11 protein-coding genes are annotated in these 11518 nt (G+C 57.2%); 6 read left to right on the forward strand and 5 right to left on the reverse strand.

The annotated features are described in order from the left end of the window. From HKD31_RS15220 to arsH, 5 genes are all read left to right on the forward strand, one after another. A partial coding sequence (locus HKD31_RS15220) for a VIT1/CCC1 transporter family protein (RefSeq protein WP_194265658.1) occupies nt 1-654 on the forward strand: 654 nt, incomplete at its 5' end. 77 nt (nt 655-731) lie between these two features. Beyond that, nucleotides 732-1085, forward strand: coding sequence for an ArsR/SmtB family transcription factor (locus tag HKD31_RS15225; RefSeq protein ID WP_194265659.1), 354 nt, complete (start codon nt 732-734; stop codon nt 1083-1085). Further along, nucleotides 1082-1504 (forward strand): arsenate reductase (glutaredoxin), encoded by a 423-nt coding sequence (gene arsC / locus HKD31_RS15230; protein ID WP_061487225.1) that lies wholly within the window; start codon nt 1082-1084, stop codon nt 1502-1504. The genes HKD31_RS15225 and arsC overlap by 4 nt, the downstream gene beginning before the upstream one ends. Then, nucleotides 1504-2799, forward strand: coding sequence for an arsenic transporter (locus HKD31_RS15235; RefSeq protein ID WP_276529683.1), 1296 nt, complete (start codon nt 1504-1506; stop codon nt 2797-2799). The genes arsC and HKD31_RS15235 overlap by 1 nt, the downstream gene beginning before the upstream one ends. Before the next feature lie 25 nt (nt 2800-2824). Then, nucleotides 2825-3523, forward strand: coding sequence for an arsenical resistance protein ArsH (gene arsH, locus HKD31_RS15240; protein ID WP_061487227.1), 699 nt, complete (start codon nt 2825-2827; stop codon nt 3521-3523). A gap of 94 nt (nt 3524-3617) precedes the next feature. Here arsH and HKD31_RS15245 read toward each other — a convergent pair whose 3' ends face one another. From HKD31_RS15245 to HKD31_RS15265, 5 genes are read right to left on the reverse strand one after another with little or no spacing between them, the layout of a single operon-like run. Further along, the gene (locus HKD31_RS15245; protein ID WP_062020861.1) at nt 3618-4943 is read right to left on the reverse strand and encodes a sensor histidine kinase; all 1326 of its coding nucleotides are present in this window, start codon (nt 4941-4943) and stop codon (nt 3618-3620) included. Continuing rightward, on the reverse strand, nt 4940-5608 hold the full coding sequence (locus HKD31_RS15250; protein WP_062020857.1) for a response regulator transcription factor: 669 nt from the start codon (nt 5606-5608) through the stop codon (nt 4940-4942). Before HKD31_RS15250 ends, HKD31_RS15245 begins: the two co-directional genes overlap by 4 nt. Next, entirely contained in the window at nt 5605-8682 is a 3078-nt protein-coding gene (locus HKD31_RS15255) for an efflux RND transporter permease subunit (RefSeq protein WP_194265660.1), read from the reverse strand. Before HKD31_RS15255 ends, HKD31_RS15250 begins: the two co-directional genes overlap by 4 nt. A gap of 7 nt (nt 8683-8689) precedes the next feature. Next, a complete protein-coding gene (locus HKD31_RS15260) occupies nt 8690-9886 on the reverse strand; it encodes an efflux RND transporter periplasmic adaptor subunit (protein ID WP_233142685.1) in 1197 nt (398 codons plus the stop codon). Next, nucleotides 9883-11232 carry a TolC family protein gene (locus HKD31_RS15265; RefSeq protein WP_228120916.1) on the reverse strand — a complete coding sequence of 450 codons (1350 nt, stop codon included), beginning with the start codon at nt 11230-11232 and terminating at the stop codon, nt 9883-9885. The genes HKD31_RS15260 and HKD31_RS15265 overlap by 4 nt, the downstream gene beginning before the upstream one ends. Between HKD31_RS15265 and HKD31_RS15270 the strand changes: the two genes are divergently transcribed. Beyond that, nucleotides 11231-11377 (forward strand): hypothetical protein, encoded by a 147-nt coding sequence (locus HKD31_RS15270; protein ID WP_194265661.1) that lies wholly within the window; start codon nt 11231-11233, stop codon nt 11375-11377. The genes HKD31_RS15265 and HKD31_RS15270 overlap by 2 nt on opposite strands. Nucleotides 11378-11518 lie beyond the last annotated feature (141 nt).

Raw genomic sequence — 11518 nt, forward strand, 5'->3', positions numbered from 1 at the left:
AAACTGGGATGGCTGCGTGCGGCTGTTCTCGGCGCCAATGACGGAACGCTGTCGACCGGCAGCCTCATCGTCGGCGTTGCCAGTTCTCATGCGACACGCGGCAGCATTCTCGTCGCGGGACTGTCCGCGCTTGTCGCGGGCGCCCTGTCCATGGCGGCGGGCGAGTATGTCTCGGTCAGTTCCCAGGCCGATTCCGAACACGCCGACATCGCCCGCGAGAAACAGGAACTGGTCACGGACTGGGAGGGCGAAGTCACCGAACTGGCCGGGATTTATCAGAAGAGAGGGCTGGATAAAGACCTCTCGCGCAAGGTCGCCGTTGCCCTCATGAAGCATGATGCGCTCGGTGCCCATGCAAGGGATGAACTGGGTCTGTCCGAAGCCACGGCGGCACGCCCCATACAGGCGGCATTCGCCTCGGCAACCGCCTTTTCATCCGGAGCACTACTGCCTGTGCTGGCGGCGGTTCTGACGCCCGTGGCGTGGGTGTCCTGGGGCGTGTCCCTGACGTCCGTCGTGGTTCTCGCTGTTCTGGGGGTCGTTGGCGCGATTGCCGGCGGCGCAGCGCCTCTGCGCCCAGCACTGCGTGTGACGTTCTGGGGTATTGTGGCAATGATCGTCACGGGCGGGATCGGCCGCCTGTTCGGCGTGTGAAGCCGCGTTCCAAGCTCTGAACGAGGCATGTCCTGGGTAGTCTTGACTTCATCCCATATATCCGTGATCGTCGATTTATGGATACAGAATCCGCACTCTCGGCCCTCAACGCGCTGTCCCAGTCCACGCGGCTGGAGATCTTCCGCCTGCTGGTGCGCCAAGAACCGGACGGGCTGCCCGCCGGGGACGTCGCGCGGCACCTCGATGTCCCGCAGAACACCATATCGGCCCATCTCGCCACCCTGACGCGCGCTGGCCTGCTGACCTCGCAGCGCCATAGCCGGCTGATCGTCTATCGTGCGTGTCTTCCGCGCCTGCGCGACCTGATGCTTTTCCTCGTCAGGGACTGCTGTGCGGGCAGCCCCGAACTCTGCGCGCCCCTGATCGCGAACCTGTCTTCCTGCAGCCCGAGCCCGGCCTCCTGCCCATGACCGTCACCATCTACCACAATCCGGCCTGCGGCACGTCGCGCAACGTGCTGGCACTGATCCGCAATAGCGGCGAGGAGCCCAGGATCATCGAATATCTGAAAACGCCACCCAGCCGCGCGGAACTGGTCGATCTGATCGCCCGTATGGGGGTTCCGGTGCGCGCGATCCTGCGGGAAAAGGGCACGCCCTTTCACGAACTCGGCCTCGACAACCCGGCCCTGAGCGATGATACGCTGATCGACGCCATGATCGCACACCCGATCCTGATCAACCGGCCCATCGCCGCAACGCCACTCGGTGTTGCGCTCTGCCGTCCGTCCGAAACGGTGCTGGATATTCTTCCCTCCCCACAGCGCGGCGCATTCGCCAGGGAGGACGGCGAGAAGATCGTGGATGAGGCCGGAAAGCGGATCGTCTGATGCTGGCCCTCGCCATTTTCATTGCAACGCTGGTCTTCGTCATCTGGCAGCCACGGGGTCTCGGCATCGGCTGGAGTGCGATGGCCGGTGCCGCCGTGGCACTGGCGACCGATGTCATCCACTGGCACGATATTCCTGTCGTCTGGCACATCGTCTGGGGCGCCACCTTCACCTTTGTCGCGCTGATCATCATCTCGCTGCTTCTGGATGGGGCCGGGTTCTTCCATTGGGCGGCCCTGCATGTGGTGCGCTGGGGCAAAGGGCGAGGCCGGACGCTGTTTCCCCTCATCGTGCTACTGGGGGCGGCCATCGCGGCCGTGTTCGCCAATGACGGTGCGGCCCTGCTGCTCACGCCCATCGTCATTGCCATCCTCACACAACTCCGTCTGAACCATGGCGCGGCGCTGGCCTTCATCATCGCGACCGGCTTTGTCGCGGATACCACCAGCCTGCCGCTGGTGATTTCCAATCTGGTGAACATCGTCAGCGCCAATTTTTTCGACATTCCCTTTGACCGCTACGCCGCGATCATGGTCCCCGTCGATCTGGCTGCCCTTGGCGCGACACTTGCCGTCCTGTGGCTCTATTACCAGCGGCAGGTGCCCCAGACCTACCCCGTCTCTGAACTGCCAGCACCTGTCTCGGCTATTCGTGACCACCTTGTGTTCCGCGCGGCTTTTCCGCTGCTGGCCCTGATTCTGGCAGCTTATTTCCTGACCGCGCCATTTCATATTTCGGTCTGTATCGTGGCCTGCCTGGCTGCCGGCATCCTGCTGGCAGTCGCCGGATATGGACGGGTCATTCCCATCCGCCGGGTGCTCCGGGGCGCGCCGTGGCAGATCGTGATCTTCTCGCTGGGGATGTATCTGGTGGTCTACGGGCTGCGCAATGCCGGGCTGACCGATCACCTTGCGGCGGCACTGGTCTGGCTTGGCCATCAGGGACCGTTCATCGCCACGATCGGCACCGGCTTTCTGGCGGCTGTTCTGTCGTCAATCATGAACAACATGCCGAGTGTGCTGGTCGGGGCGCTGGCGATCCAGCAGGCCCGTGACATCACGCCGCTGACACGCGACCTGATGATCTATGCCAACGTCATCGGCTGCGACCTCGGGCCGAAATTCACGCCGATTGGTAGTCTCGCAACACTACTGTGGCTGCATGTGCTGGCATCCAAGAACCATCGGGTCACATGGGGGCAGTATATGAAGGTCGGACTGGCGATTACGCCGCTCGTCCTGCTGGCAACACTCGCGGCGTTGGCCCTATGGCTGCCCCGGATCAGTCACCCGTAATACACGACAGGACCGATATATATATATGACCGAACCTGAGCTGCCAGCCTTGCATCCGGAGTATCTCGAGCGGGTCGATCTCGCGCGGCTGGAACCGCAACCGCGTGTGGATCATCCGCCGCGCATCCTTCTGCTCTATGGCTCTTTGCGTCCCCGCTCGTTCAGTCGCCTGCTGGTGCTGGAGGCAGAGCGCATTCTGAAAGTCCTCGGCGCCGAGACACGGGTGTTCGACCCGACCGACCTGCCGGTAGCGGATTCCGTGCCCGCGACCCATCCGAAAGTGCAGGAACTGCGGGAACTCTCGATCTGGTCGGAAGGCCAGGTCTGGTGTAGCCCCGAACGGCACGGCAACATCACTGCCGTGTTCAAGAACCAGATCGACTGGCTGCCATTGTCCGAAGGCTCGATCCGCCCGACGCAGGGCCGCACGCTGGCCGTCATGCAGGTTTCGGGTGGATCGCAGAGCTTCAATTCCGTCAATGCCCTTCGGGTGCTGGGCCGGTGGATGCGGATGTTCACCATCCCCAACCAGTCCAGTGTGCCGATGGCCTATACCCAGTTCGGTGACGACGACCGGATGAAACCGTCTCCCCTCTATGACCGCATGGTGGATGTCATGGAGGAACTGATGAAGTTCACATGGCTATTGCGGGACCGGGCCGACTACCTTGTCGATCGCTACAGCGAGCGCAGATCAGAACACTGCCTGCCTGAAAAGCTGTGAGCCGGGAAATGGCGGAACAGTTCGATGTGTTTAGTCCCAGGATTTGATGGATAGAGCGTCAGAGTTCCTGGTCCGTTCAGACGTAATCTTTGATCTAACTGACCTGCAATCGAACTGTCACCAGGACGCCTCTGTCCGTTCCAGGTATAGGCGAACTCACCACCATGTCTGCATGCAGCTGCTGAGCTATCTGTCGCGCAATCGCCATGCCGAGGCCGCTGCCTTCGGCATCGGTCTCTCCTCTGACGAAAGGCTTTTCCATATCCCGCAAAACTTCAGATGGCAGCGTTTCGCAATCATTGCAGATCAGGACTTTATGATCTTGCGTGATGATCACACTGACGGCTTGCACAGATGAACCATGAAGAACGGCGTTTTCGAGAAGATTGCGAAACAGGATACCTGTTGCATCCATATCGCCCCGGATCATGAGATGAGATGCTCCAGAAAATTCAATCGTCTGGTTTTTTTCCCGCTCAAGTTCTTCTGCCAGAAATCGAATGACAGGCACCAGATCGAACATGCTCCCGGTGAGTGCGATCCCTGATGTCGCTCGTGAAAGCTGAAGCAGCTTTTCCATCATCCGGCCAATTCTGCGGGCCTGCTGCATGATGATCGTTGCACGCTCTTCATAGTCCGACCCTACAAGAAAATTCCTGAGAACCTGAACCTGTGCAAGAAGCGCTCCTACTGGATTACGCAACTCATGGGCCGCGTTGGCCGCAAAAGCGCGCTCTGTCGAAAGCGCCATTTTCAGACGTTCAAGCAGGAGATTGACGGCCGAGTGAATGGACACCAGTTCTTCGGGGAGATCCAATGGGGGAACGGGTGCCAGATTCGATCCTCCCCGGCTCCTGATTTCCTGCTGAAGGCTGGTCAGAGGACGCATGGCGCGACGGACACGCCAGCGGACCAAAATCCAGATCGCCGGGAAAAATATTACCATTGGCAGAACTGAAATCAGAATAGCCCGCCTGACAGCTTCATTTCTGTGAAAAGTCGGCTCACCCACCAGAATGTAATGGCGACCAGACGCTGATGGTACGACATACACTCTGAATAATGAGATGTTGTAAAATCCTGACTTCAGACGTGGTACGAATAGCGTCTCCGGCGCATTCTGTGACCTGACCTCAAGGCGACCGTCCGGTGTGGTGATCTGGTAGGCCAACGTTCGCCGGTTCACCCCGGGGAGTTGCGCGATCTGACCACCTGGGGTGGCAGAAGCCCTGTCGGTTCTGTCCAGTTCACTGATGACAAACTCCAGACGCTCGGCCACTTCCTGTAACGAGTTGTCAAGACGCTCCGTAACTTCATAGCGGGTAAAGGCCGCAACAAGAATACTGAGAAGCACCAGGGCACCAAGCACGATGATCAGTGTTCCGGACACGATACGGGACGCCAGACTCCAGCGCTTCATCGGGACGTGTTCTCCGCGAGACAATAGCCTCTCCCCCTGACCGTCATGATCAGACCCGGTCCGGTTTTCTTCCTTATCCTGCTGACGAAAACTTCAATGGCGTTGCTTTCCACATCGTCACTGAGACCATAAAGGGCGTCTTCAATCTGCTCACGACTGCAGACTGCTCCAGGCCGGCGCGCAAGAAGTTCGACAATAGCCCATTCACGCGCAGACAGATCGACTGTCTGTCCATCGCGTTCAAGCTGACGGCGCGCGAGGTCGATCCTGATAGTACCAATCATGACCACATTGTCTGGCAGGGCCGCATAACGTCTGGCAACAGCGTCAATACGGGCGACGAGTTCGTCGAGATCATAAGGTTTGACAATATAATCATCCGCGCCTTCTGACAGCCCCGCGATCCTGTCACTGACCTGATCCTGAGCTGTCGTGATCAGGATGGCCAGAGATGAACAGTCCCGCCGGATTTCCCGCAGCAGGGCCCGACCATTACCGTCTGGAAGACCAAGATCCAGAAGCAGGAAATCATAAGAAGAGGCGATCAGGGCTGCACGGGCATCGGTCAGGGTCTTGAACCAGTCGACGACGTGTCCGGCCTGGCGCACACGGTCTCTTACTGCCGAGCCCAGTGCAGGTTCGTCTTCGATAATCAGGATTTTCATGCAATGCGATTTTTCATGATACGCGCGTAGAGAGAGGGCAGCACAAGCAGGGTAAGGAGTGTCGAGGAGATCAGACCACCAATAACGACCGTAGCCAGAGGGCGTTCAACTTCGGCGCCGGCACTGGTTGAGACTGCCATGGGAATGAAACCAAGACTGGCGACCAGAGCTGTCGCCATGACCGGCCGGAAACGTTCTTCCGCGGCTTCATATGCGGCACGAGCAGCATTCAGGCCCGCCACGCGCAGCGAATTAATGGCGGTGATGAGTACCACGCCATTCAGAACCGCCACACCAAACAGCGCAATAAACCCGATCCCCGCGGAGACGCTGAATGGCAGGCCACGCAGAGCGAGGGCCAGGATGCCACCTGTCGTGGCAACTGGCAGATTGACGAAAACAAGTCCGGCCAGCCAGACGGAATTCAGCGCAATGACAAGCAGGGCAAAAATCAATACCAATGCGATCGGCACGACAACTCCCAGACGTGCCATGGCTGATTTCAGGTTCTGGAACTGACCCGCCCACACGATGCGATAACCGGGAGGCATGGTGATTTTTCTGCTGACTGCCTTCTGTGCTTCGGTAACAAAGGAGCTGAGGTCTCGTCCACGAACATTGGCCTGTACGATCAGACGACGGCGGATATTATCCCGGCTGATACGGGGAGGACCGTCCTGTACCGTGACCTCCGCGATTTCTGAAAGCAGGACCGCTCCTCGGCCATCGGCACGGCGTACCCTTAGGCGGGCAATCTGGTCACGTGTGCCTGCCTGGGCTGGATCGAAACGGACCTGCGTGCTGATCAGGGCGTTACCAACTGTTACGGGCCGTCCAATATGACCACCGACCGCTTCGACCACGTTCAGAAGTTCCTGCTGGGAAATACCCAGCCGTGCCGCCTTTCGACGATTAATGTCGATATGGATGAAAGAAACAGTACCATCTCCCTGTGGAGCCACGTCGGCCGCACCGGGAATGGTTTTCATGATGCTTGCTACCCTGTCCCCCAGACGCGCCAGCGTAGCGAGATCATCCCCATAGATCGAAACGGCAATCTGGGTCCTGACACCGGACAGGAGGTCATCCATCCGCATCTGCACTGGCTGGCTCCATGACTGCTCCATTCCAGGCAGTTCAGTGCCCAGCACCTGACTCATTGCCGTAACGAGTCCCTCCTGTGTATGCGCTGTGGTCCACTGTGATGGTGGCTTCAGAAAAATGAAACTGTCTGTCTCGTTAACACCCATCGGATCAGTCGGAATGGCTGATGTTCCTGTATTGCTGACAACGCTGGTAACCTCGGGAAAGCGACGCAGAATACGCTCCTGAAGGCTAACCTCCTTCAGGGCCTCGGGCAGCGAAATGCTGGGCAGTCGTGTCGTAGTTACCGTCAGGGCCCCCTCATCGAGAGACGGAATGAATTCGCCACCCAGATGCAGACCGGTCCAGACAGAAAAAGCAAAAATCGCGAAAGTTGTGCCAAACAAGGTCCGTGGTCGGTTTTCACACCAGTTTAGCATGGGACCATAACCACGACGAAGAAAAGCAACCAGACGGGTATCGTCATGATGGTTGGCAGACCTCATCGCCAAAGCCCCAATCACCGGTATCCCGACAATACAGTAAAACAGAGAGGCCAGCAGGGCCATGATGACCGTCTGCGCCATGGGGCGAAACATTTTTCCCTCGATATCCTGCAATGTCAGGATCGGCAGGTAGACCATCACAATAACAAGAATGCCGAAACTTACGGGACGGAGGACTTCGGTTGCCGCTGAGACTGCGAGGGAAGCCAGCGGCGTAGTCTGTCCACTGGCCCGGTCACGCGCACGATGGGTCATGAGATTTTCAACCACGACGAGCGAACTGTCGACGATCATGCCGAAGTCGATGGCGCCGAGGCTGAGCAGATTGGCGGAAATTCCGAACCAGCGCATTCCAGCCATGGCGCAGACGAGCGCAAACGGGATGACAGAGGCGATGACCAGGGAGGCCCGCCAGTCACCGATCACCACGATCAGAACACTGATGACCAGGAGTGCTCCAACGACAAGATTTTCCTTTACGGTCCTGATGGTACTGTCTGTCAGCGTCGAACGCACATAATAAGGCTCAAGCGTCACGCCTTTAGGGAGAGACTGACGAATACCGGGAAGTGCCTCTTCGATGGCGGCTAAGGTGGTGTCGGAACTCGCTCCCATGCGCATCATGATGACGCCAATGACAACCTCGCCCTGACCATCACGCGTGACGGCCCCCAGTCGTGTTCTCGGTCCCATGGAAATGTGCCCGAAATCCCGCAGGAAAATGGCGGAACCGTTGGTGTTGGTCCGGACGGGAATGGACCCAAAGTCGTCAAGTGAACCGATCAGGCCGCGTCCGACAACGATTTGCTGTTCTTCACCATGCTCAATCCATCCACCTCCTGATGCGGAGTTATTGCCATCCACCGCTCGGAAAACGTCATCAACTGACACACCCAGTGCCATAAGGCGGGCCTGATCGAGAGAGACCTGAAATGTCTGTTCGGCACCGCCGTTCACGTTGACGTCCACGACGCCTGGAACCAGTTTCAACTGCGGCGCGACAGTCCATGTCATCAGACGGTTCAGATCCATCAGCGAATAACCGTCGCCTTTGATCTGCAACTGCATGATTTCACCAAGGCCTGTAGCGAGTGGCCCGATATTCACACTGACTCCCGGCACAGATATCGTGCCTCTGGCCTGCTGAATCCGTTCTTCCACACGGGCACGGTCAAGATTGATGTCCGTCTCATCCGCGAACTGGATGTAAACGACCGAGACTCCTGAACGGGAGACCGACCGGAGATCTGTCATCTCCGGGATGCCGGCCATACTGGCCTCGATCGGAAAGGTGATCAGCCGTTCGACTTCTTCCGTAGCGAGGCCCGGAGCAACAACAGAAACGAGCACCTGCCGGGGCGAAATGTCGGGCACGGCTTCCACGGGAAGGCCACGCACGATCATACACCCGGCGATGAACGTCAGGCAGATTACCCCAAGGACCAGCCAGCGTCGGGTCTGCAGGGCGGAGAGAACGCTACGCATGACGCTCTTAGTCTCCATCATTCATATCTGACACCAGCATCACCGCCTTCAGGGCAAATGCGCCTTGCGTTACGATCCGCTCACCTGCGGAGAGGCCAGAGGTAATGACTTTCTGTCCATTGCCCGTAACACCAACATGCACGTCCTGTGCTCGAAACCGGTTTGGACTCACCGACACAAACACAGTGCTTACGCCGTTGATTTCTGTGACAGCGTTCTCCGGCACAATGATGCCTGCCGTCTTTTCGCGTGTTGGCAGATGGGTATTGAGGAACATGCCTGGATGAAGACTGCCATCTGGATTGGGGGCCGTGCTTATGACGCGGACGAGGCCTGTGACCGGATCCGCCATACTCCCTACCGAAGTTATTTTCGATTTCAGTAATGTCGTCCCTGTGTCCGATGTAAGTTCGGTGGTCTGCTCGCCGCCCTGGATCACCTGAGCAGCATCCTGAGGCAGGATGTCAGAAACAATCCATACCGAGGACATGTCTGTCAGACCCATCAGTTCCGTCGCAGGGGAAATGTCGTCGGCCACACCAACGAACACGCTCTGTACTTCCGCTGTGGTCGGCGCAATGATTGACGATGTCTCATCCAGCGGACCGGTCTGGGCTTTATCTGATTCCGTAACGGAGTTGTATTCTTCTTCAAGTTGATGCTTCAGCGTATCGACATCAGCCTGTCGAGCTATAACGTCGTCTTTTGCTGCCTGGAATATGGCCAGGCGACGCCTGGTCTCTCCTGCTGCGACTGTTGTGCCTTCCAGTTCATACCCCCGGTGGTAGGCTGACGACGCATTCTGAGAGGCCGCATACGCTGTCGCCAGTGCCGCCTGCGCTCTTGTCATTTCAAGGCGGACCAGGTGTAATGAATGATCCTGATAGGTAAGAAGCGTCTCTCCTTTGTGCACATGCTGACCAGGTACCACAGCAACATTCAGAACTTTACCGGACCCTGCCGGGTGAATACGGACGACATGCCCCGCCTCGGCTGTGACGGTTCCCATTGCATCCAGATTTTTTGCGAGTGTACCACTCCTTGCGATCGAGATTACCAGAGCAGAGTTCTTCTGCGCTGCCTCTCCCATTACGACAGTCGGCGCACTGTCGGCGGCTCGTGCAGGCGACTCAGTAAAGCGAAAAATAATCATGACACAGAGTAAATATTTCCAGTCTTTCATGGAGGCAGATGAAATAGTCACTGGAATTCTCCTGCTGCGATCAATGTTCGTATGATGGCGGCGTGCCAGGCAACTTCTGCCTGATTACGGAGCTGCAAAGCCCTGCTGGCAGCGGATCTGGCTCGTAACAGTTCGACCAATGATGTCTCACCGACCTGCCATGATCGATTCATCTCGTTTGCGCGACTGTTCATACTCTCAGCGGACAGAACAGAATTTCTGAACATGTCTTTCGTGGCCGTCAGATGAGAAAAAACCTGAGCGAGTTCCTGCCTGACATTGCGGCGGGCCTGCTGCTCCTGATTGATAGCCGCAGCCAACTTGTTGCGGGCGTCCGTTTCCATGGGGACGTTGCGGACATCGCTGGGAAGCGGGATGGAAACTGTTACCCCCACGCGGTCGTCCCACGGGCTGCCATACTGTTTTTCGTGAATTGCAGCGACGCCAACTTCAGGGTTCGGCATGAAGGAGGCTTTGGCGAGATGCACGCCAGCTTCCGCTGTACGCACGGCCTGACGGGCGGCTCTGACGCGAGGGTCATTATTTTCGAGAGCTTCGGCAGAGAAGAGTCCGTCATGCGCTAACGCCACATTGTCAAAAGAGAGGATATCGGGGACGGTCGGGCGACCCAGCAAGATACGAAGCGCTGAGGTCGCTGTCTCGACCTGCTCTTCGGACTGGGAATATTCATTGGCTGCATTCGCGATTTCAGAAGCGATGATCTGCTGATCGGCAAGCGTCATCTCTCCGATGTGCTTTCCACGGATTACAGAGGCCCGGATTTTTTCCAGTGTGTCTTTCTGGATGCGTGCGATTGCCAGTCGGCGCTGAGCCATAACGACGTTGGCTGATGTATCCAGAACTCTCATGGCCACCGCCATTCGTGCCACATGCAGCCGTTCCTGGATGGTAAGCGCTTCTGCTCTCGCAACTCCCACAGTTGCGCTACCTTGTCCCGGCAGCCAGAGCGGTACAGACACGCCTCCCTGATAGGTTGTGTATCCTTCATTGCTGCCAATGGCATGATCATCGAAATACTGGCCGGAGACAGTCGGGCCGCCGGCAAACCAGGAACCGGCTGCCTCGGCCCGTGCTGCTGCTGAGCGATAGTTTGTATTCAGTTCAGTCCGATCGGGATCGACAGCCCAGGCCGCTTCAACGGCTTGGGAGAATGGGATACTTCCTGCTTTTGCAACTGAAAATGGAACAGAAGAAAGCAAGATAACCAATACATAATATATATATGGAGTTTCCATATAATGGATTATTTTATTTAATGCAGAACACAAATAAATATAATAACCATCACGATACCGCATAAAATAATGCCACCCGTACGTATTATCATGCAAAAGAAACTGCGACATGATTGATATCATACCAGATGAAGCTGACAGCTCCCTGAACGACGGCTCTGAAATGAATACCGCAAAGAATACAAGTTATGAGGGAGCACCTGCAGACCTCACAACTGGAGGGATCGAAGAACTGTTTGTTGATGCGCTTGTCTGATGATTTTAGTTTTTTAGCGCTTTGATTGAGGGTTTCCGGGGTGACTTTCGCTCTGCGTTTTGAGCAGATCACGGTCCATCGCCAGTGGGAGGACTACGCGCTCGCGTTCAATCTTTCGAGGAAAAGGAAGCGGCGCATATT

Origin of the sequence: Gluconobacter potus (genome assembly GCF_015244705.1) — a bacterium.
Taxonomy (GTDB): domain Bacteria; phylum Pseudomonadota; class Alphaproteobacteria; order Acetobacterales; family Acetobacteraceae; genus Gluconobacter; species Gluconobacter potus.

What these genes read in the sequence shown, in the direction of transcription:
- HKD31_RS15235 (WP_276529683.1), top strand. Translation starts at nt 1,504, where the DNA reads ATGCTGGCCCTCGCCATTTTCATTGCAACGCTGGTCTTCGTCATCTGG.
- HKD31_RS15270 (WP_194265661.1), top strand. Translation starts at nt 11,231, where the DNA reads ATGATTGATATCATACCAGATGAAGCTGACAGCTCCCTGAACGACGGC.
- HKD31_RS15255 (WP_194265660.1), bottom strand. Translation starts at nt 8,682, where the DNA reads ATGCGTAGCGTTCTCTCCGCCCTGCAGACCCGACGCTGGCTGGTCCTT.
- HKD31_RS15250 (WP_062020857.1), bottom strand. Translation starts at nt 5,608, where the DNA reads ATGAAAATCCTGATTATCGAAGACGAACCTGCACTGGGCTCGGCAGTA.
- HKD31_RS15225 (WP_194265659.1), top strand. Translation starts at nt 732, where the DNA reads ATGGATACAGAATCCGCACTCTCGGCCCTCAACGCGCTGTCCCAGTCC.
- HKD31_RS15245 (WP_062020861.1), bottom strand. Translation starts at nt 4,943, where the DNA reads ATGAAGCGCTGGAGTCTGGCGTCCCGTATCGTGTCCGGAACACTGATC.
- HKD31_RS15265 (WP_228120916.1), bottom strand. Translation starts at nt 11,232, where the DNA reads ATGTCGCAGTTTCTTTTGCATGATAATACGTACGGGTGGCATTATTTT.
- arsC (WP_061487225.1), top strand. Translation starts at nt 1,082, where the DNA reads ATGACCGTCACCATCTACCACAATCCGGCCTGCGGCACGTCGCGCAAC.
- arsH (WP_061487227.1), top strand. Translation starts at nt 2,825, where the DNA reads ATGACCGAACCTGAGCTGCCAGCCTTGCATCCGGAGTATCTCGAGCGG.